Source organism: Mycobacterium sp. E342, from assembly GCF_001667665.1.
Lineage (GTDB): Bacteria > Actinomycetota > Actinomycetes > Mycobacteriales > Mycobacteriaceae > Mycobacterium.
Genome location: NZ_LZJM01000096.1, coordinates 1 through 19,404, shown reverse-complemented (window position 1 = coordinate 19,404; position 19,404 = coordinate 1). Strand labels below are relative to the sequence as shown.

Sequence of the window (19,404 nt, the reverse complement as noted above, 5' to 3'; positions counted from 1 at the left end):
CATCATGAGCACCGCTACCGGATCCCGCCGGATCTTCTCCGGCGTGCAGCCCACTTCCGACTCGCTCCACCTGGGGAACGCGTTGGGTGCCATCACCCAGTGGGTGGCGCTGCAGGACGATCACGACCCCTTCTTCTGCGTGGTCGACCTGCACGCCATCACCATCCCGCAGGACCCCGAGGCGCTGCGCCGCCGGACCTTGGTGACGGCCGCCCAATACCTGGCGCTGGGCATCGACCCCGCCCGCAGCACGATCTTCGTGCAGAGCCACGTGCCCGCCCACTCCCAGCTCGCCTGGGTGCTGGGCTGCTTCACCGGCTTCGGGCAGGCCTCGCGGATGACGCAGTTCAAGGACAAGTCGGCCCGCCAGGGCGGCGACTCGACCACGGTGGGCCTGTTCACCTATCCGGTGCTGCAGGCCGCCGACGTCCTGGCCTACGACGCCGAACTGGTGCCGGTGGGCGAGGACCAGCGCCAGCATCTCGAGCTGGCGCGCGACGTGGCGCAGCGGTTCAACAGCCGGTTCCCCGACACGTTCGTGGTACCGGACCTGCTCATCCCGAAGGTCACCGCCAAGATCTACGACCTGCAGGACCCGACATCGAAGATGAGCAAATCCGCGGCCACCGATGCCGGATTGATCAACCTGCTCGACGAACCCGCCGCGTCGGCCAAGAAGATCCGCTCGGCCGTCACCGACAGCGAGCGCGAGATCCGCTTCGACACCGACGCCAAGCCGGGCGTGTCGAATCTGCTGAGCATCCAGTCGGCGGTCACCGGCGTCGGCATCGACAAGCTCGTCGAGGGCTACGCCGGGCGGGGTTACGGCGACCTGAAGCAGGACACCGCCGATGCGGTCGTCGCGTTCGTCGGCCCGATCAAGGCCCGCGTCGACGAATTGCTGGCCGACCCGACCGAATTGGAGGCGGTGCTGGCGGCGGGAGCGCAGCGGGCCGAGGATGTCGCCGGCAAGACCGTCCGGCGGGTCTACGACCGCCTCGGGTTTCTTCCGCAACGGGGATGAGTCCACCATGAGCCAGCCGGCGAAGGCGGGCGTCCTCGATCGGCTGCGGGCCCGGCACGCGTGGCTCGACCATGTCATCCGCGCCTACCAGCGTTTCGACGACTGCAACGGCGGGTTCTTCGCCGCCGGGCTCACCTATTACACGATCTTCGCGCTATTCCCTTTGCTGATGGTCGGTTTCGCCGCGTTCGGGTTCATCCTGGTCCGGCGGCCGGAACTGTTGAGAACGATCGACGACCACATCCGGTCCCAGGTGACCGGCGCCCTGGGAGATCAGCTGCTCGACCTGATGAACTCAGCGATCCACGCGCGGGCGTCGGTGGGTGTCATCGGCCTGGCCACGGCGCTCTGGGCCGGTCTGGGCTGGATATCGCATCTGCGCCAGGCGTTGACCGAGATGTGGTGGGACGACCGCATCGAGTCGCCGGGCTTCGTGCACAACAAGTTCTCCGACCTGTTGGCCCTGGTGGGCACGTTCGCGGTGACCATGGCGACCATCGGCCTGACCACCCTGGGCCACCAGGCGCCGATGTCGGCGTTGCTGAAATGGCTTGGTATACCGCAGCTTCTGGTGTTCGACTGGCTGATCACCGTGCTGTCGATCGTGATCTCGACGGCGGTGTCGTGGTTGCTGTTCGCCTGGATGATCGCCCGGCTGCCGCGCGAAAAGGTCAGCGTGGCCGATTCGGCGCGCGGCGCGCTGTTGGCGGCGATCGGATTCGAAGTGTTCAAACAGGTGGGCTCGATCTATCTGCGGGTGGTGCTGCGCAGCCCGGCGGGCGCCACCTTCGGTCCGGTGCTGGGTCTGATGGTGTTCGCCTACATCACCGCGTATCTCGTGCTCTTCTGCACGGCGTGGGCGGCGACGGCATCCGGTCACCCGCGCTCCCGCCACGTCGCCCCGCCCGCGCCGGTGATCATCGCCCCGCGCGTGCAATTGGACGAGGGCATCAGCACGCGTCAGACGCTGACCGCGATGGCGTTGGGAGCCGTTGGGGCGCTGACCCTCTCCCGGGTCACCCGGTGGTTGCGCTAGCCGCCCACCCGCCAACGGCCGGCCACCATGACCGCGGCCACCCGCAGATCGCCGTCCAGCACAACAAGATCGGCGGCGTAGCCGGCGCGCAGGCTGCCCACCCGGCCGAGGCCGAGCGCCCCGGCCGGTGTCGCCGAGGTCGTCTGCGCCGCGACGGCCAGCCCCGCACCGGCATTCACGGCGCGAAAGATTTGGTCCATGGTGGCGGTGCTGCCGGCGATCGTCGACGCCCCGCGCACCCGCGCCACACCGGACACGACGTCGACGGTCACCGCGCCGAGGCGAAACGTGCCGTCGCCGCGGCCGGCCGCGGCGGTGGCGTCGGTGATCAGCGCGACCCGGTCGGGCCCGGCGGCCCCGATCACCGCGCGCACGACGGCCGGGTGCACGTGCACGCCGTCGGCGATCAGCTCCACGGTGACCCCCGGGTGGCGCAGCAGGGCGAGCGCCGGCCCGGGCTCGCGGTGATGCAGCGGCGGCATCGCGTTGAACAGGTGAGTGCCGACCGTTGCGCCCAGTGCGATGGCGTGTTCGGCCTGCTCATAAGTGGCGTCCGTATGCCCCACCGCCACAACGACTCCGGCGTCGAGGAAGCGCCGGATCGCCTCGTCGGCGCCGGGCAGCTCGGGTGCCAGCGTGACCATCCGGATCGCGCCGCCGCCGGCGTCGAGCACGGCGTCGATCTCGGTGAGGTCCGGGTCGCGCAGTAGGGCGGGGTCGTGCGCCCCGCAGCGGGCCCGGCTCAGCCACGGCCCCTCCAGGTGGATGCCCGCGACGGTGCCGTGCCGGGTGGCGTCGGCGAGTGCGCGCACCCCGCAGAGCAACTCGGCGGGCGAGGCGGTCACCAGGCTGGCGAGCGTCGTGGTGGTGCCGTGCCGCAGGTGGAAATCCGCAGCGCCGGCGATCCCGTCACCGTCGGTGTAGGACGCGCCGCCGCCGCCGTGCACGTGCATGTCGACGAAGCCGGGCACCACGGTGCCGCCGGGGAATTTGGCGTCGGCCGTGCGGGGCGGGAAGCCCGCGCCGCAGGCCAGGATCGGCCCGTCGCCCGTCTCCAGCCAGCCCGGCCGGGCGACCTGCCCGTCGAGCACCATGGTGCCCGCGGCGATGACTACCATCGGCCGCCGTTCTCCCAGAAGTGCCGGATCTCCTCCAGCTGGCGTCCCTTGGTCTCCGGCGCGTAGCGGTAGACGACGACGAACGCGACCACCGCGAGGGCGGCGAATACCGCGAAAGTGCCCGCGCCGCCCAGGGAATGCAGCATGGTGAGAAACACGGCGGCGACGATCGCGTTGGCCACCAGGTTCGAGGTGAGCATGGTGCTCGATCCGATGGACCGCAGCCGGGACGGGAAGCTCTCGCTGGCGTACACCCAGCCCAGGGACCCGAACCCCATGGTGTAGCCGACGATGAACAGCAGGATGCCGGCGAAGCCGAGTGCCGCGCCGCCGATGCCCTGCCCGAACACGCCCATCAGCACGACGTCGGCGGCGATCATCATCGCGATGCCGGACAACAGGATTGGGCGCCGGCCCACCCTGTCGACGAGCAGCAGCGACGCGCCCACGGCGGCCAGCCCGGCGACCTGGACCAGGGCCGGCAGCGCCAGCAGCGCGAAGTTGCCCGTGAATCCCATCGCCTGGAATATCCGTGGGCTGTAATAGATGATCGCGTTGATGCCGGTGATCTGGATCAGGAAGCCGAGCGTGACCACGAAGGCGGTGGCCCGCGCATACGGCGGGCGCAGCATCTCCGACCAGCCGCCGCTGCCTTCGCCGAGCGCGCGGCCGATCTCGGCGAGCTCCTCGTCGACCCGGGTGTCGGGCTCCACGCGCAGCAGCGCCCGGCGCGCGTCGTCGGGCCGGCCCTTGAGCACGTACCAACGCGCCGTGTCGGGCGCCCGAATCAGTAACGGCAGCAACAATATTGCGGGCACGGTGGCCAGCCCCAGCATCCACCGCCAGCTGTGGGTGCCGGCCAGCAGGTATCCGGTCAGATAGCCGACGATGAGTCCGCTGACGATGGCCAGTTGATACGCGGTCAGCAGCGAGCCGCGCACCGCCGTCGGGGCCGACTCCGCCACGTACACCGGGACCACCACCACCGCCACGCCGAGGGTCAGGCCCAGCAGGAGCCGGGCCACCAACAGCATCGGCAGCGAGACAGAGAGCGCGCCCAGCAGGGCGAACGCCGCGTAGGCGACCAGGAGCAGCACCACCGACTTCTTGCGCCCGATCGCGTTGGCCAGCACGCCCGCACCGAGCGCCCCGGCGATCTGGCCGAGCACCACCATCGTCGTCAACAGTTCCTGTTGGCGGGTGGACAGGCCGAAGTCCTCGGTGACGTAGAGCTGCGCGCCGGCGATGATGGACAGGTCGTAGCCGTAGATGACGCCGATGCTGGCGGCGGTCAGCCCGACCGTCAGCCCCCGCGATCGGGCGGGCCGCGATCTCACCGGTGTTGCGGTCGGCGGTTCATCGAGCGTGCGACCATGATCAAACTAAACACGACGATGGCTCCGATGACGGCGACGCCCACCCGGATGGGCAGCGCGTCCGCCGAGGGGAGGAGCCCCGCGGCCTGGGCGCCATTGGCTTGCCGGTCGGCGGCGCTGTCGCGTTTGGCGGGCGCCAGCGAGGGGTCGGGCTCGATCAGGTTGCCGACCTGGGTGCCCTGCGGCGTGTTGAATCCGTAGTCCAGCAGGTGCGCCGCCTGCTCCCACGGGGCGATCGGCTGCCGGGTCCCGTGCAACAGCACCGCCATCAGGCGCCGGCCGTTGTGGTTGGCCGCGCCGACGAATGTCTGGCCGGCGTCGTCGGTGTAACCGGTCTTGCCGCCCAGGGCGCCCGGGTATTTGTAGAGCAGCTGGTTGTCGTTTTCCAACTCGTAGCCGGGGTGGTCGCCGTGGCCGGGGAAGTCGAACGTCCGCGTGGCGACGATGTCGGCAAAAGTCGGGTTCTGCCAGGCGTACCGATAGAACAGGCCGATGTCGTAGGCCGAGGTGCTCATGCCCGGCCCGTCCAGCCCGGACGGCGTCGCCACCCGGGTGTCCTTGCCGCCGAGCTTGGCGGCGAGCACGTTGATCTTCTCCACCGCCTGCTGCATGCCGCCGAGTTGCATGGCCAGCGCGTGCGCGGCGTCGTTGCCGGAGTGCATCAGCAGGCCGTGCAGCAGCTGGTTGACGGTGAACACCCCGCCCTCTTCGACGCCGACCTTGGTGCCCTCGGCGGCCGCGTCCTCGGCGGTGCCGGGCACCGACTTGTTCAGGTTGAGCGCGTTGATGGACGCCATCGCGACCAAGACCTTGATGATGCTGGCGGGGCGGTGACGGCCGTGCGGGTCCTTGGCGGCGATCACCGCGCCGCTGTCCAGGTCCGCCACCAACCAGGCGTCGGCGGAGACGTCGGTGGGCAGCGACGGCGTATCGGGGGCGGCGACGATCCCGCAGCTGGCCAGCGCCTCGCCGCCGACCGGCTTGGGGGGCACCGCCAGCGGGATCGGCGGGTCGCCGGCCTGGGGCACCTCCGACGAATCCACCGCGGGTGGGGTGTTCACCTTGAACGGGCAGTTCGCGGGCGCCGCGTTCGGTTCGGCGCCGGGCTCGGCCCTCCCGACCGGCAGGGCGGCGGGGGCGGCCAGCGTCACCGGAGCGGCGATCAGGAAAACGGCCGCTGCCAGGCACGATGCGGGGCGTAGGAAGTTCATTGCTTGTGCAGACTAGGCGATCGGCGGGCCGATTCGGGGGAGCCGCGCTGTGACTGGTGAGACGGAAGTTGCGACACCGCCGGGCGGCGGGAACGCGGGCGAGCCACTACGCTGAGCATGCCGTCGCCGTGACGGCGCCGAATCTTTCCGCCGAGCCGCGAGGGCCCCGCCATTCCCAACGATCGATTCTCGTTCCGCCGGCGGCGGGACCGCGACGCTCCGCGATCGCTGCCACAGCTGCTCAAGGAGGTCGAGAAAGCGACGCAGGTCCGCCGCTCCGGACTCGAGGGCGTGCTCGCCGAGTTGCGGCAGCATCTTGACGCCGCGTCCGACGCCGGCCTGCGGGAGGCGCTCACGTGGCTGTGCAACTCGGTATCACGCATGGCCGCCAGCCCGACGGCCGCGCATTCCCGGGAGGTTTTGGTCGCGGCCGACGCGGTGAAGCGCGCCTAAATCCGCCGAGAAGCTTCCCCGAGCACGTCGCGCAAAACGGATTCGATGGTGTCGAACTCCGCCTGACCGCTGATCAGCGGTGGTGCCACCTGCACGACGGGATCGCCGCGGTCGTCGGCGCGGCAGTACAGGCCCGCCTCGAACAGTGCGGGCGAGACGTAGCCGTGTAACAGGCGTTCGCACTCGGCGTCGCTGAACGTCTGCTTGGTCGCCTTGTCCTTGACCAGTTCGATGCCGTAGAAGTAGCCCTCGCCGCGGACGTCGCCGACGATGGGCAGGTCGTACAGCTTCTCCAGCGTGGCGCGAAAAGCGGACGCCTGTTGCCCGACCCGGTCGTTGAGGCCCTCGCGCTCGAAGATGTCGAGGTTGGCCAGCGCCACGGCTGTCGAAACCGGATGTCCGCCAAAGGTATAGCCGTGCGGAAAGACGGTGGCGCCGTCGTTGAACGGCTCGAACAGCCGCTCGCTGGCGATCATCGCGCCCAGCGGCGAGTACCCCGACGTCAGGCCCTTGGCGCAGGTGATCATGTCGGGCACGTAGCCGAAGTCGTCACAGGCGAACATCGACCCGATCCGGCCGAACGCGCAGATCACCTCGTCGGAGACCAGCAGCACGTCGTAGGAGTCGCAGATCTGGCGCACCCGTTCGAAATAGCCTGGGGGAGGGGGGATGGCACCGCCCGCGTTCTGCACCGGTTCCAGGAACACCGCGGCGACGGTCGCCGGGCCCTCGAACTCGATCGCCTCGGCGATCCGGTCGGCGGCCCATTGCCCGAACGCTTTGGGGTCGTCGGCGAACAACTCCGGCGCGCGGTAGAAGTTCGTGTTGGGTACCCGGAAGCCCCCCGGCGTCACCGGTTCGAACGGCGCCTTGTACGACGGCAGGCCGGTGATCGCCAGGGCGCCCTGGGTGGTGCCGTGGTAGGCGATCGACCGCGAAATCACTTTGTGCTTACCGGGTTTGCCGGTCAACTTGAAGTACTGCTTGGCCAGCTTCCATGCGGTCTCGACGGCCTCGGTGCCGCCGGTGGTGAAGAACACCCGGTTCAGGTCCCCCGGGGCGTAATGCGCGAGGCGCTCGGCGAGCTCGACCGCGCAGGGGTGCGCGTACCCCCACAGCGGGAAGTACGCCAGCGTGCTCGCCTGCCGCGCGGCGACGTCGGCGAGTTCGGTCCGGCCGTGGCCGACCTGCACCGTGAACAACCCGGACAGCGCGTCGAGGTAGCTCTTGCCGCGGTCGTCGAAGATGGTCACGCCGTCGCCGCGAACGATGACCGGCGGCGTGATGCCGGCCCCGTGCCGGGCGAAGTGCAGCCACAGGTGTTCTGTCATGGTGTCTGCGAGCGTAACGCTAGGTCCGCGCTAGGCTCGCGATATGACCGGGACCGAACAGGTCTCAGAATTCGAAGCCCTGCGGCCGCACCTCATGGCCGTCGCCTACCGGCTCACCGGCACGGTGGCCGACGCCGAGGACGTCGTGCAGGACGCCTGGCTGCGTTGGGACGGACAAGACGCCGACATCACCGACCTGCGGGCCTGGCTGACCACCGTGGTGAGCCGGCTGGCGCTGGACAAGTTGCGCTCGGCCGCCCGCCGGCGCGAGGCCTACACCGGCAACTGGCTGCCCGAGCCGGTGGTCACCGGCCTCGACGGCGCCGACCCGTTGTCGGCCGTGGTCTCCCGCGAGGACGCCCGGTTCGCGGCGATGGTGGTGCTGGAACGCCTGTCGCCTGATCAGCGGGTCGCGTTCGTCCTGCACGACGGGTTCGCGGTGCCCTTCGCCGAGGTGGCGGGCGTGCTGGGCACCAGCGACGCCGGCGCCCGGCAGCTGGCCTCGCGGGCCCGCAAGGCGGTTGCGGCCCAACCGCCACCCAAGCCAGACCCGTCGCACGACGAGGTGGTCGGCCGGCTGATGGCCGCCATGGCCGCCGGCGATCTGGACGCCGTGGTCTCGCTGCTCCATCCCGACGTCACGTTCACCGGCGATTCGAATGGCAAGGCGCCCACGGCCGTTCAGGTCATCCGCGGCCCGGACAAGGTGGTCCGGTTCATGCTGGGCCTGGCGCAGCGCTACGGACCGGCGATGTTCACCTCGTATCAGCTGGGGCTGGTCAACGGCGAACTCGGCATCTACACCGCGGGCTGTCCCGCTTCCGGCGGATACCGGGAAATGCTGCCGCGAATCACGGCGCTGACCGTGCGCGACGGAAAGGTCTGTGCGCTATGGGATATCGCCAACCCGGACAAGTTCACCGGCTCTCCGCTGCGGCCTCGCTAGCCCACGGCACGCGGCAGGCGTCGCCGGAGTTGAAGCCCTGTTCGGTGATGCCCAGCGCCGTGTTCATCCGGGCCCGCATGTTCTCCACGCCGATCTGGTACGTCAGCTCGATCACCCCGGCGTCGCCGAATCGGGCCCGCAGGTCGGCGACCTGCTCGTCGGTGACGGTGTGCGGATCGGTGGTCATCGCATCGGCGTAGCGGATGGCGGCGCGTTCGTCTTCGGTGAATGCCGTTGAGGTGGCGTAGTTGTCGATCTCCTCGAGTCGCTCGACGTCGAGGCCGTCCAGGCGCTGCAGCATGGACCCGAAGTCGACGCACCAGGAGCAGCCGATGCTGCGCGCGGTCCACAACACCGCGAGCTCGCGCACGCCGACCGGCAGCCGCGTGGACGCCCGGTCGATCATCGTCTCGTGCACGGCACCGGCGACCATCAGCTTGCGATGGTGGGCGGCCACGGTGAACGGTTCGGGAACCTGACCGTAGCGCCGCTTGGCGATCCGATACATCACGCGGGTCAGCAGTCCGGCGCGCCGGGGGGATAAGGGCTCGATGCGGGTTTTCTGTGTCATACCCCTAAGACGAGACGGGCCGGACAAGTGTGACGGGCGGAATGCGCCTCGTCCGCCGCGGGAGAGTCGTAGCATGCGGCTAGCCACTCGACATCGATGATCAGTGGTTGGCGATGGGGAGCCGACGATGACCGCGCTGTTCAGCCCATGGTGGCGCGCCGATCAATACGACTGGCTCTCCGGTTACCTCGCCTCGCGCCGCCTCAGCGGCGCCACCCGGGCCGTGATGGCATCCATCGCCGCGTCGATGGTGCTGTGCCTTCTGGCGCTGCTCGCCGGCTCCGATGGTCCCCGCGGGCCGGTCCCGGTGGCGATGATGTGGGTTGCCGTCGCCGGCGGGGTGGCGGGCGTTGCGCTGTGGGTATGGCGCTGGCCCACGCGCCGGCAGTCGGTCGCCTTCGCCATGACGTGCAACACCGCCACCGCCCTGGCGTGCCTGGCGCACCCGAACCCGCTGGCCGCCCTGATCGGCTGCATCGCGTTCGCGACGTTCGGTGCCTACATGGCGTTCTTCCACACCACGGGGTTCGTGCTGTACAACTTCGCCGTCGCCGCCGCCGTCGGCTCCTGGGAGGCGTTGTCGCTGGCCCGAACCGGCCACCCGAGCCTGGCCGGGGTGGACCTGTGGCTGGTGATCGAGGTGAACATCGCCCTACCGCTGGCGATCCGGATCTTGGTGCGCGCCCTGTCGGGAGACCTGCTGACCGCGGACCGCGACCCGTTGACCGGGCTGCTCAACAGGCGCGCATTCCAGCACGAGGCGCTGGGGATGATCGTGGCGCGCCGGGGCATCGACTCCCACCTGGTGGTCATGCTGATCGATCTCGACAACTTCAAAGGCCTCAACGACAGGTGTGGCCACGCCGCCGGCGACCACGCGCTTGTCCAGGTCGCGCAGGCGCTGTTGGCCGCGGCGGACGACCAGGCGGTGGTGGCGCGAAGCGGTGGTGAGGAATTTCTGTTGGCCGGCACGTCCGCGGGCTGCAACGCCGAGTCGTTGGCCGCGCGGATGTGCCGGGCGATCGCGGCCTCGACCGCGGGGGTCACCGCCAGCATCGGCACCGCGTGCGCCCGCCTGGACGACACCGCCGTCGAACCGCAGGTTCTTCTGGCCGAGTTGATCACGGCCGCCGACGCGGCGATGTACCAGGCCAAACAGTTGGGCGGCAACCGATGTAGTCATCACGAGCTCTGTTGACCCGTGCGCATGGTCAGCGCGTGAACATCAGCGCGCGCTTGACCTCCTGGATCGCCTTGGTGATCTGGATGCCGCGCGGGCAGCACTCGGTGCAGTTGAACGTGGTGCGGCAGCGCCATACGCCGTCCACCTCGTTGAGGATGTCGAGGCGCTCGGCGGCGGCCTCGTCGCGGCTGTCGAAGATGAACCGGTGCGCGTTGACGATCGCCGCCGGGCCGTAGTAGCTGCCCTCGTGCCAGAACACCGGGCAGCTGGTGGTGCAGGCCGCGCACAGGATGCACTTGGTGGTGTCGTCGTAGCGGGCGCGGTCGGTGGGGCTCTGAATGCGTTCCCGCGTGGGCGGATTGCCGCTGGTGACCAGGTACGGCTTGACCGCGCGGTAGGCGTCGAAGAACGGCTCCATGTCGACGATCAAGTCCTTTTCCACCGGCAGGCCGCGGATCGGTTCGACCGTGATGGTGAGTTGCTTGCCGGGCTTCTCGGGCAGCAGGTCACGCATCAGCACCTTGCAGGCCAGCCGGTTGACGCCGTTGATGCGCATGGCGTCCGAACCGCACACCCCGTGGGCGCACGAACGCCGGAAGGTCAGCGTCCCGTCCAGGTAGCTCTTGATGTAGATCAGCAGGTTGAGCAGCCGGTCGCTGGGGAGGCATGGAACCCGAAAGCTTTGCCAGCCACCGGTTTCCGCGAAGGCGTCGGGGTTGTCGGGGTTGAACCGGGCGATCTTCAACGTCACCAGCACCGCGCCCTCGGGGATGGGTGGGAGTGGCGGCTCGACGCGGGGCGCCTCTTCTTGCTCCAAGGCGTCGCCTTTGGTCATCAGTACTTCCGTTCCTTGGGCTCGTAGCGGGTCTGCACGACGGGCTTGAAGTCCAGCGCGATGTCGCTCAGCAGATCGGTGCCCTGTTTGTAGGCCATGGTGTGGCGCATGTAGTTGACGTCGTCGCGGTTCGGGTAGTCCTCCCGGGCGTGCCCGCCGCGGGATTCCTTGCGGTTCAGCGCGCCCACCACCGTGACCTCGGCCAGTTCCAGCAGGAAGCCCAGCTCGATGGCTTCCAGCAGGTCGCTGTTGTAGCGTTTCCCCTTGTCGTGGACGGTGATTCGGGAGTATCGCTCCTTGAGCGCGTGGATGTCGGTCAGCGCCTGCTTCAGCGTCTCCTCGGTGCGGAACACCGCGGCGTTGTTGTCCATCGACTGCTGCAGCGCGCCGCGGATGTCGGCCACGCGTTCGTTGCCGTGCTCGCTCAAGATGTCGCCCACCCAGCCGACCACCATCGCCTCGGGATTCGGTGGCATGTCGACGAAGTCGTGCCCGCGCGCGTAGTTGACCGCGGCGATGCCGGCGCGGCGGCCGAAGACGTTGATGTCCAGCAGCGAGTTGGTGCCCAGCCGGTTGGCGCCGTGCACCGACACGCACGCGCACTCGCCGGCCGCGTACAGGCCCGGCACCGTGGAGGTGTTGTCCCGCAACACCTGCCCGGTGACGGTGGTGGGGATGCCGCCCATCACGTAGTGACACGTCGGGTAGACCGGAACCAACTCGTGCACCGGGTCGACGCCCAGGTAGGTGCGGGCGAACTCGGTGATGTCGGGCAGCTTGGCCTCGAGCACGTCCTCGCCGAGGTGGCGCACGTCGATGTAGACGTAGTCCTTGTGCGGGCCGGCGCCGCGGCCCTCCAAGACTTCCAGCACCATCGAGCGGGCCACGATGTCGCGCGGTGCCAGGTCGACGATGGTCGGGGCGTAACGCTCCATGAAACGCTCGCCCTCGCCGTTGAGCAGGCGGCCTCCCTCGCCGCGCACGGCCTCGGAGATCAGGATGCCCAGCCCGGCCAGGCCGGTCGGGTGGAACTGGTGAAACTCCATGTCCTCCAACGGAAGTCCCTTGCGGAATACGATGCCGATGCCGTCGCCGGTGAGGGTGTGCGCGTTGGAGGTGGTCTTGTACATCCGGCCCGAACCGCCGGTGGCGATCACCACGGCCTTGGCGTGGAAGACATGGATCTCGCCCGTCGCGAGCTCGTAGGCCACCACCCCGGTGGCCACCGGTCCGCTCGGCGTCTCGGTGAGCACCAGGTCCAGCGCGTAGAACTCGTTGAAGAACTGCACGTCGTGCTTGACGCAGTTCTGGTACAGCGTCTGCAGGATCATGTGGCCGGTGCGGTCGGCGGCGTAGCACGCCCGGCGCACCGGGGCCTTGCCGTGTTCGCGGGTGTGCCCGCCGAAGCGGCGCTGGTCGATGCGGCCCTCGGGGGTGCGGTTGAACGGCATCCCCATCTTCTCCAGGTCGAGCACCGCGTCGATGGCTTCCTTGCACATGATCTCCACCGCGTCCTGGTCGGCGAGGTAATCGCCGCCCTTGACGGTGTCGAACGTGTGCCATTCCCAGTTGTCGTCCTCGACGTTGGCCAGCGCCGCGCACATCCCGCCCTGGGCGGCGCCGGTGTGGCTGCGGGTCGGGTACAGCTTGGTCAACACCGCGGTCCGGACCCGCGGGCCGGCTTCCACCGCCGCGCGCATGCCCGCGCCGCCGGCGCCGACGATGACGACGTCGTACCGGTGTTGCTGGATCACCTCGTCTAGCCTCCGATATTCGGGTCGAATGTCACCAGCACGTAGGTGCCCAGCACCAACGTGAACCCCATCGACAACAGCAGCAGGCTGTTGAGCCAGAACCGGGTGCTGTCCTTGCGGCTGTAGTCGTCGATGATCACCCGCAGGCCGTTGCCGCCGTGCAGCTGCGCCAGCCACAACAGCGCCAGATCCCAGAACTGCCAGAACGGCGAGGCCCAGCGCTGCGCCACGTAGTTGAAGTCGATGCGGTAAACGCCGTCGTCCCACATCAGCATGATGAACAGGTGCCCGACCGCCAAGACGATGAGCGCGACGCCGGAGAACCGCATGAACAGCCACGCGAACTTCTCGAAATTGGGGATGCCGGCCCGGCGCCGCGGCGAGCGCGGGTTGTCCAGGCTGGCCGGCCGGTCGTGGCTGCGCTGCCGCACCGGGGCCACCTGACCCCGGCCGAGCTGCAGGTCGGGGGAGCTCATCGCAGGTGCTCCCAGATGTGGATGCCCGTCACCACGCCGGCCGGCACCATGAGCAGCAGGAAGACGATGCCGACGATCCAGAACATCATCTTCTGATAGCGGGGGCCCTCGGACCAGAAGTCGATGAGGATGACCCGGATCCCGTTCAGGCCGTGGAATGCCACCGCGGCCACCAGCCCGTACTCCATCATGCCGACCACCGGGGTCTGATAATCGTGGATCACCGCGTTGTAGGTCTGGGGGCTCACCCGCAGCATCGCGGCGTCCAGCACGTGGACGAACAGGAAGAAGAAGATCGTCGCGCCGCTGATGCGATGCAGCACCCACGACCACATGCCCGGGTCGCCCCGATACAGCGTCCGGGGCGGTCGCCGCTTGCGCGCGGGCGCAGATTCTTTTGCCGGATCCGCGGTTGTCGCCTGTGTGGTCACCCAGTCCTCACCGCCTTCTGACATCGGAGGGCAGTTCAGCCTAACCCGGCCGAAGGACGCCCAGCGCCAAACAGTCCGCCAAGCCAAGCGTCGTGCCAGAGTTAGGGTGGCAGTCGCACGAGCCCGTCGGTGAACGGGGTTTTGAACGAGGTTGGGTATGCCTGATGTCGACTGGAACGCGCTGCGCCGCAAGGCAATCGGTGCCGCAGCGGGGGCCTATGCGCCGTACTCCCGATTCCCGGTGGGAGCGGCCGCGCTGGTCGACGACGGGCGCGTGGTCACCGGCTGCAATGTGGAGAACGTCTCATATGGCCTTGGTCTCTGTGCCGAATGCGGTGTGGTGTGCGCCCTACACACCAGCGGCGGCGGCCGGCTGGTCGCGCTGGCCTGTGTCGACGGGCGGGGATCCCCGCTGATGCCGTGCGGGCGGTGCCGCCAGCTGCTGCTGGAGCACGGAGGCCCCGAGCTGCTGATCGACCATCCGGACGGCCCCCGTCGCCTCGGTGACCTACTGCCCGACGCGTTCACCGCCGACCTGCCGCGGGAACCCCGTTGACCGACTTGAACTTCGACGCGCCGACGGTGATCCGCACCAAGCGCGACGGCGGCCGGCTGTCCGACGCCGCCATCGAGTGGGTGGTCGACGCGTACACCCATGGCCGGGTCGCCGAGGAACAGATGTCGGCGCTGCTGATGGCGATCTACCTGCGCGGCATGGACCCCGGCGAGACCGCCAGCTGGACGGCGGCGATGCTGGCCTCCGGGGAACGGCTCGACTTCAGCGACCTGGGCAGGTCCACCGTGGACAAGCACTCCACCGGGGGAGTCGGCGACAAGATCACCCTGCCGCTGGTGGCCGTCGTCGCGGCCTGCGGCGCGGCGGTGCCGCAGGCGTCGGGGCGGGGGCTCGGGCATACCGGCGGCACGCTGGACAAGCTCGAGTCCATCGCCGGGTTCACCGCCACGCTGTCCAACCGGCGGGTGCGCGACCAACTTCGCGATGTCGGCGCGGCCATCTTCGCCGCCGGGGAGTTGGCACCGGCCGACGCCAAGCTGTACGCGCTGCGCGACGTCACCGCCACGGTCGAGTCGCTGCCGCTGATCGCCAGCTCGGTGATGAGCAAGAAGCTGGCCGAGGGGGCGGGTGCGCTGGTGCTCGACGTGAAGGTCGGCTCCGGGGCGCTGCTGAGCTCCCCGCAGCGCTGCCGCGAACTGGCCCACACCATGGTGGGCCTGGGCGCCGCGCACGGGGTGCCCACCCACGCGCTGTTGACCGACATGAACGCCCCCCTCGGCGCGACGGTCGGGAACGCCGTGGAGGTTGCCGAGTCGCTGGATGTGCTGGCCGGCGGTGGCCCGCCCGACGTGGTGGCGCTGACGTTGCGGCTGGCCGCCGAGATGCTCGAGCTGGCCGGGCTCGACGCCCGCGACCCCGCCGACACGCTGCGCGACGGCACCGCGATGGACCGATTCCGCCGGCTGATCGCCGCCCAGGGCGGCGATTTGTCGGTTCCGTTGCCGATCGGTGCGCATTCCGACACCGTGACCGCCGCCCGGGGCGGCACAATGGGCGATATCGACGCGATGGCAGTGGGGCTGGCGGCATGGCGGCTCGGCGCGGGCAGGTCCCGTCCGGGCGAACGGGTGCAGGCCGGCGCCGGCATCCGGATCCACCGCCGCCCCGGCGAACCGGTCTCGGCCGGCGCGCCGCTGTTCACCCTCTACACCGACACCCCGGAGCGCTTCGGCGCCGCGCTGGCCGAGTTGGACGGCGGCTACAGCGTCGGCGACACACCGCCGCCCCCGCGGCCGCTGATCATCGACCGGATCGTCACGTGACCACGCCCCTGGGCCTCGAGCAGATCAAGAAGGCGCCCAAGGCGCTGCTGCACGATCACCTCGACGGGGGGCTGCGCCCCTCGACCGTGGTGGAGATCGCCGAGCAGACCGGATACGACGGGTTGCCCACCACCGACGTCGACGAGCTGGCCACCTGGTTTCGCACGCAGTCGCACAGCGGCTCGCTGGAGCGCTACCTGGAGCCGTTCTCACACACCGTGGCGGTGATGCAGACGCCCGACGCGCTGCACCGGGTCGCCTACGAATGCGTCGAAGACCTGGCCGCCGACTCCGTCGTCTACGCCGAGATCCGGTTCGCGCCCGAGTTGCACATCGACCGGGGGCTGTCCTTCGACGCGATCGTCGACGCGGTGCTGGCGGGCTTCGCCGACGGTGAGAAGGCCTGCGCCGCCGCGGGCCGGCCGATCGTGGTGCGGCTGCTGGTCACCGCCATGCGCCACGCCGCGGTGTCCCGGGAGATCGCCGCGCTGGCTATTCGGTTCCGGGACAAGGGAGTTGTCGGGTTCGATATCGCCGGCGCCGAGGCGGGCAACCCGCCGACGCGGCACCTGGACGCCTTCGAGTACATGCGAGACCACAACGCGCGCTTCACCATTCACGCGGGCGAGGCGTTCGGCCTGCCCTCCATCCACGAGGCGATCGCGTTCTGCGGCGCCGACCGCCTGGGTCACGGGGTGCGCATCGTCGACGACATCGACGTCCTGGGCGACGGCGAAGTGCGATTGGGCAGGCTGGCGGCCATCTTGCGGGACAAGCGAATTCCGCTCGAGCTGTGTCCCAGTTCCAACGTGCAAACCGGTGCCGTGAAAAGCATCGCCGACCATCCGTTCGACCTGCTGGCCCGCGCGCGGTTCCGGGTCACCGTCAACACGGACAACCGGCTGATGAGCGATACCTCGATGAGCCGCGAAATGCACCGGCTGGTAAAGGCTTTCGGCTACGGGTGGAGCGACCTGGAGCGGTTCACCATCAACGCGATGAAGTCGGCGTTCCTTCCGTTCGACGAGCGGCTGGCGATCATCGACGACGTCATCAAGCCGCGCTACGCCGTGTTGATCGCAGTCTGACGCCGCTCGCCCGAAAAGCGGGCAAGCGGCGCAGCTTTCGGTTCAGCGGGTGAGCCGCGTGCCGGTGCGGCGACCCGTCAGCGCCTCGTAGAGGGCGATGAGGACGACGGCGGCGCCGACTCCGATGAAGAACGGAATCCACGCGATACCACCGTTGGCGTTGTGGTATCCGAACTGGCTGGCGACCGCCGAACCGATCAGGCCGCCTACGGCGCCGATCACGACGGTCATGATCGTGCCGACGTTCTGCTTGCCCGGCATCACCAGACGGGCGACGACACCGATGATCGCCCCCACGATGATGGCGAGGATGATGGATCCGACCATTTCAGCTCCTGTCATAACGGCTCCCGGGGTGGGCGCCATCTCGAGGAGGATTTCCCCGAAAAGACGGACTTCTAACACAATTGGGGCGAGGGTCAGCTCAGGTCGGCGGCGAGTCCGATGGCGCGCACCGTGCCGGCCAGGTGCGTCTGCACCGCGCGCAGCGCTCGCGGGGCTTCGCCGTCACGCAGCGCCTCGGCGATCTCGCGGTGCTCATCCAGGATCGTCCTCACCCGGTCGGGGTCGCGGAGCGCCGACTCGCCGATCATCCGCATCTGCCGATCCCGCAGCGACGCATAGAAACCCGCCAAGATGACGTTCCCCGACTCGGCCAGCGTCGCGGCATGGAAGGCGCGGTCGGCGTCGAGGAATTCGGGCCAATCGGCGCGGTCGACGGCGGCGCGCTGTCGTCCGAGCTCGGCCGACATCCGCTCGAAGACCGCGGCGCACGCCGCCGGGCCGCGGCCCACCACCTTCGTCGCGGCGAACTGCTCGAGCACCAGTCGCGCCTCCATGACCGATCGGACCTCGTCGGATGACACGGGGACGACCAGCGCGCCGCGTTGGGGGTACAGCCGCAGCAGACCCTCGGCCTCCAGCCGCAGGAACGCCTCGCGCACCGGCGTGCGGGACATCCCCAGCGCCGTGGCGACGTCGCCCTCGCTGATCAGCTCCCCGCCGGGGAACGCACCGGTCAGCACCTGCGTCTTGACGTAGTCCAGCGCGCGGTCCTTGGCCGTGCCCGGCCGCGGGTCGATCGTTGCCACTGCAACCTTCCCCGTAGCTAAGTCGTATCTCAGGCAGTCGACCGTACACCAAGCGAAACCGATCGCAGCTGGTCTTGACGCTTAGATACAAGATAGATACATTAAGGATGTAAGACGTACCCCAAGCTTAAGGACCCTTCGCCATGTCCACTCTGGAAACGAACCAGTCGCTGGTCCCCAACCTGGATCCGACGATTCCCGCACCGATGATCAACGTCGCCGAGTACGGCTTCGAGGGCCGCTTCGAAGACTGGGCCGACGACGCGTGCTACTTCGAATACTCCAAAGCCGCCAATCCCATCGGGTCCGGACTCGCGCCGCAGGTTCCGATTACCCGCTTTGACCCGGAGATCTACGTCGATCAGCCGACCGGAATCTTCCCCCTCGACCTGTCGAAGGAACTTGGCATCAACACCGGTGCGGCGACCAGCCCCGCGCTGTTGGCCAACTTCGTGCGCATTCGCGGCGGCGAGCAGATCGACGCCAGCCCCAACGCCACCTCCCAGCTGTACTACGTCCTGTACGGGCGTGGCTTCGCGGCGGTCAACGGCCACCTCGTCGAGTTCGAGAAGGGCGACTTCCTGACGCTGCCCGCCGGCACCAACACCGTGTTCTACGCCGCCGCCGAAACGGCGATGTACTGGGTGCACGACGAGCCGCTGCTGCGTTACCTCGGGGCCGAAGCGACCCAGCCGCGCTTCCGTGCGACGAAGTTCTGCCGTGCGGATGCGGTGGCCAAGCTGGAAGAGATCGCGTCGCAGCCCGGCGCCAACGAGAAGAGCCGGGTCAGCGTCCTGCTCGCCAACGCCAACCAGGAGCAGACGCTGACCATCACCCACGTGCTGTGGGCGATGTTCGGCGTGCTTCCGGCCAATCAGGTGCAGCGCCCGCACCGGCATCAATCGGTCGCCCTCGACCTGATCCTCGACGCGCCGGAAAGCGGCTGCTACACCCTGTTGGGGACCCGCCTCGACGAGAACGGCGACATTGTCAACCCCATCCGGGTCGAGTGGCAGGCGGGCGGCGCCTTCACCACGCCGCCCGGAATGTGGCACGCCCACTACAACGAGACCGATCGGCCCGCCCACCTGATTCCCATTCAGGACGCCGGTCTGCAGACCCATCTGCGCAGCCTGGACATCAAGTTCACGCAGCGCCGCGACCTCGTCGTGGGGTGACCGCCCGGTAGGCGCGGTGCAGCGCCGACGTTCGGCGCATAGTGTGGCTGGACATGAAGTTGCCCCTGCTGGGCCCCGTCTCGGTCACCGGCTTCCAGAACGCGTGGTTCTTCCTGTTCTTGCTCGCCGTTCTGCTGGTCCTGGGCATCTACGTCGTGCTGCAGTTCGCTCGCCGCCGGCGCGTGCTGCGCTTTGCCAACATGGAGGTGCTGGAGCGGGTCGCGCCGGCGCACCCCAGCCGGTGGCGCCACGTGCCGACGATCCTGCTGGCGACCTCGCTGGTGCTGCTGACCACCGCGATGGCCGGGCCGACCTCCGATGTGCGGATCCCGCTGAACCGGGCGGTCGTCATGCTGGTGATCGACGTGTCGGAGTCCATGCGGGCCACCGACGTCCCGCCCAACCGGCTCAAGGCCGCCGAGGAGGCGGCCGCCCAGTTCGCCACCCAGCTGACCCCGGGCAT

At 69.1% G+C, this 19,404-nt stretch carries 20 protein-coding genes and 1 pseudogene; 10 read left to right on the top strand and 11 right to left on the bottom strand.

From position 1 onward, the window contains the following. Positions 1–4 precede the first annotated feature (4 nt). Both trpS and yhjD read left to right on the top strand, forming a co-directional pair. Positions 5–1,024, top strand: a complete 1,020-nt coding sequence (gene trpS, locus A5692_RS06235) for a tryptophan--tRNA ligase (RefSeq protein WP_068053481.1) — start codon at positions 5–7, stop codon at positions 1,022–1,024. Between the two features lie 7 nt (positions 1,025–1,031). After that, complete coding sequence (gene yhjD / locus A5692_RS06230) at positions 1,032–2,060, top strand: inner membrane protein YhjD (protein ID WP_068053478.1); 1,029 nt, start codon at positions 1,032–1,034, stop codon at positions 2,058–2,060. On the opposite strand, the gene nagA is transcribed toward yhjD, so the two are convergent. From nagA to A5692_RS06215, 3 genes are read right to left on the bottom strand one after another with little or no spacing between them, the layout of a single operon-like run. Continuing rightward, positions 2,057–3,178, bottom strand: coding sequence for an N-acetylglucosamine-6-phosphate deacetylase (gene nagA, locus A5692_RS06225; protein WP_068053475.1), 1,122 nt, complete (start codon positions 3,176–3,178; stop codon positions 2,057–2,059). The two genes, yhjD and nagA, sit on opposite strands and share 4 nt — an antisense overlap. After that, positions 3,172–4,515, bottom strand: a complete 1,344-nt coding sequence (locus tag A5692_RS06220) for a sugar porter family MFS transporter (RefSeq protein ID WP_068053472.1) — start codon at positions 4,513–4,515, stop codon at positions 3,172–3,174. Before A5692_RS06220 ends, nagA begins: the two co-directional genes overlap by 7 nt. Further along, complete coding sequence (locus A5692_RS06215; RefSeq protein ID WP_068053469.1) at positions 4,512–5,765, bottom strand: D-alanyl-D-alanine carboxypeptidase family protein; 1,254 nt, start codon at positions 5,763–5,765, stop codon at positions 4,512–4,514. Before A5692_RS06215 ends, A5692_RS06220 begins: the two co-directional genes overlap by 4 nt. A 228-nt stretch (positions 5,766–5,993) precedes the next feature. Between A5692_RS06215 and A5692_RS06210 the strand changes: the two genes are divergently transcribed. Continuing rightward, positions 5,994–6,218, top strand: coding sequence for a hypothetical protein (locus A5692_RS06210; RefSeq protein ID WP_068053466.1), 225 nt, complete (start codon positions 5,994–5,996; stop codon positions 6,216–6,218). Here the strand turns inward: A5692_RS06210 and A5692_RS06205 are convergent. Next, complete coding sequence (locus A5692_RS06205; RefSeq protein WP_068053463.1) at positions 6,215–7,549, bottom strand: aspartate aminotransferase family protein; 1,335 nt, start codon at positions 7,547–7,549, stop codon at positions 6,215–6,217. The genes A5692_RS06210 and A5692_RS06205 overlap by 4 nt on opposite strands. Positions 7,550–7,592: 43 nt before the next feature. On the opposite strand from A5692_RS06205, the gene A5692_RS06200 reads away from it, so the two are divergent. Next, a complete protein-coding gene (locus A5692_RS06200) occupies positions 7,593–8,495 on the top strand; it encodes a sigma-70 family RNA polymerase sigma factor (RefSeq protein WP_068053460.1) in 903 nt (300 codons plus the stop codon). Here the strand turns inward: A5692_RS06200 and A5692_RS06195 are convergent. Then, positions 8,467–9,099 (bottom strand): annotated as a pseudogene (locus A5692_RS06195) (carboxymuconolactone decarboxylase family protein); the annotation flags it as partial. The gene A5692_RS06200 and the pseudogene A5692_RS06195 overlap by 29 nt on opposite strands. A 94-nt stretch (positions 9,100–9,193) precedes the next feature. Between A5692_RS06195 and A5692_RS06190 the strand changes: the two are divergent. Further along, positions 9,194–10,264: a diguanylate cyclase gene (locus A5692_RS06190; protein WP_068053453.1), complete on the top strand. Its 1,071-nt coding sequence runs from the start codon at positions 9,194–9,196 to the stop codon at positions 10,262–10,264. A 13-nt stretch (positions 10,265–10,277) separates the two neighbouring features. Here A5692_RS06190 and A5692_RS06185 read toward each other — a convergent pair whose 3' ends face one another. The 4 genes from A5692_RS06185 to sdhC are packed head-to-tail and all read right to left on the bottom strand — an operon-like array spanning position 10,278 to position 13,649. Then, the gene (locus tag A5692_RS06185) at positions 10,278–11,084 is read right to left on the bottom strand and encodes a succinate dehydrogenase iron-sulfur subunit (RefSeq protein WP_068053450.1); all 807 of its coding nucleotides are present in this window, start codon (positions 11,082–11,084) and stop codon (positions 10,278–10,280) included. Next, the gene (sdhA, locus tag A5692_RS06180; RefSeq protein WP_068053448.1) at positions 11,084–12,838 is read right to left on the bottom strand and encodes a succinate dehydrogenase flavoprotein subunit; all 1,755 of its coding nucleotides are present in this window, start codon (positions 12,836–12,838) and stop codon (positions 11,084–11,086) included. The genes A5692_RS06185 and sdhA overlap by 1 nt, the downstream gene beginning before the upstream one ends. Positions 12,839–12,843: 5 nt before the next feature. Further along, positions 12,844–13,314 carry a succinate dehydrogenase hydrophobic membrane anchor subunit gene (locus A5692_RS06175; RefSeq protein WP_068053446.1) on the bottom strand — a complete coding sequence of 157 codons (471 nt, stop codon included), beginning with the start codon at positions 13,312–13,314 and terminating at the stop codon, positions 12,844–12,846. Continuing rightward, positions 13,311–13,649: a succinate dehydrogenase, cytochrome b556 subunit gene (gene sdhC / locus A5692_RS06170; RefSeq protein WP_068053514.1), complete on the bottom strand. Its 339-nt coding sequence runs from the start codon at positions 13,647–13,649 to the stop codon at positions 13,311–13,313. Before sdhC ends, A5692_RS06175 begins: the two co-directional genes overlap by 4 nt. 253 nt (positions 13,650–13,902) lie before the next feature. On the opposite strand from sdhC, the gene A5692_RS06165 reads away from it, so the two are divergent. The 3 genes from A5692_RS06165 to A5692_RS06155 are packed head-to-tail and all read left to right on the top strand — an operon-like array spanning position 13,903 to position 16,672. After that, entirely contained in the window at positions 13,903–14,301 is a 399-nt protein-coding gene (locus tag A5692_RS06165; protein WP_068053443.1) for a cytidine deaminase, read from the top strand. Then, positions 14,298–15,584 (top strand): thymidine phosphorylase, encoded by a 1,287-nt coding sequence (locus A5692_RS06160; protein ID WP_068053440.1) that lies wholly within the window; start codon positions 14,298–14,300, stop codon positions 15,582–15,584. Before A5692_RS06165 ends, A5692_RS06160 begins: the two co-directional genes overlap by 4 nt. Further along, positions 15,581–16,672 carry an adenosine deaminase gene (locus A5692_RS06155; protein ID WP_068053437.1) on the top strand — a complete coding sequence of 364 codons (1,092 nt, stop codon included), beginning with the start codon at positions 15,581–15,583 and terminating at the stop codon, positions 16,670–16,672. Before A5692_RS06160 ends, A5692_RS06155 begins: the two co-directional genes overlap by 4 nt. A gap of 42 nt (positions 16,673–16,714) precedes the next feature. Here the strand turns inward: A5692_RS06155 and A5692_RS06150 are convergent, their stop codons facing one another. After that, positions 16,715–16,999, bottom strand: a complete 285-nt coding sequence (locus A5692_RS06150) for a GlsB/YeaQ/YmgE family stress response membrane protein (RefSeq protein ID WP_068053433.1) — start codon at positions 16,997–16,999, stop codon at positions 16,715–16,717. A 92-nt stretch (positions 17,000–17,091) separates the two neighbouring features. Beyond that, the gene (locus A5692_RS06145) at positions 17,092–17,763 is read right to left on the bottom strand and encodes a GntR family transcriptional regulator (RefSeq protein ID WP_068053430.1); all 672 of its coding nucleotides are present in this window, start codon (positions 17,761–17,763) and stop codon (positions 17,092–17,094) included. A gap of 143 nt (positions 17,764–17,906) precedes the next feature. Between A5692_RS06145 and A5692_RS06140 the strand changes: the two genes are divergently transcribed. Both A5692_RS06140 and A5692_RS06135 read left to right on the top strand, forming a co-directional pair. Continuing rightward, the gene (locus tag A5692_RS06140; RefSeq protein WP_068053427.1) at positions 17,907–18,941 is read left to right on the top strand and encodes a cupin; all 1,035 of its coding nucleotides are present in this window, start codon (positions 17,907–17,909) and stop codon (positions 18,939–18,941) included. A 53-nt stretch (positions 18,942–18,994) separates the two neighbouring features. Further along, on the top strand, positions 18,995–19,404 hold a 410-nt coding region (locus tag A5692_RS06135; RefSeq protein ID WP_156765953.1), incomplete at its 3' end, for a BatA domain-containing protein.

Coding starts and splice junctions, on each gene's coding strand:
- A5692_RS06165 (WP_068053443.1), top strand. CDS start 13,903: ATGCCTGATGTCGACTGGAACGCGCTGCGCCGCAAGGCAATCGGTGCC.
- nagA (WP_068053475.1), bottom strand. CDS start 3,178: ATGGTAGTCATCGCCGCGGGCACCATGGTGCTCGACGGGCAGGTCGCC.
- yhjD (WP_068053478.1), top strand. CDS start 1,032: ATGAGCCAGCCGGCGAAGGCGGGCGTCCTCGATCGGCTGCGGGCCCGG.
- A5692_RS06185 (WP_068053450.1), bottom strand. CDS start 11,084: ATGACCAAAGGCGACGCCTTGGAGCAAGAAGAGGCGCCCCGCGTCGAG.
- A5692_RS06205 (WP_068053463.1), bottom strand. CDS start 7,549: ATGACAGAACACCTGTGGCTGCACTTCGCCCGGCACGGGGCCGGCATC.
- sdhC (WP_068053514.1), bottom strand. CDS start 13,649: ATGTGGTCGTGGGTGCTGCATCGCATCAGCGGCGCGACGATCTTCTTC.
- A5692_RS06200 (WP_068053460.1), top strand. CDS start 7,593: ATGACCGGGACCGAACAGGTCTCAGAATTCGAAGCCCTGCGGCCGCAC.
- A5692_RS06150 (WP_068053433.1), bottom strand. CDS start 16,999: ATGGTCGGATCCATCATCCTCGCCATCATCGTGGGGGCGATCATCGGT.
- A5692_RS06215 (WP_068053469.1), bottom strand. CDS start 5,765: ATGAACTTCCTACGCCCCGCATCGTGCCTGGCAGCGGCCGTTTTCCTG.
- A5692_RS06175 (WP_068053446.1), bottom strand. CDS start 13,314: ATGAGCTCCCCCGACCTGCAGCTCGGCCGGGGTCAGGTGGCCCCGGTG.
- A5692_RS06190 (WP_068053453.1), top strand. CDS start 9,194: ATGACCGCGCTGTTCAGCCCATGGTGGCGCGCCGATCAATACGACTGG.
- A5692_RS06140 (WP_068053427.1), top strand. CDS start 17,907: ATGTCCACTCTGGAAACGAACCAGTCGCTGGTCCCCAACCTGGATCCG.
- trpS (WP_068053481.1), top strand. CDS start 5: ATGAGCACCGCTACCGGATCCCGCCGGATCTTCTCCGGCGTGCAGCCC.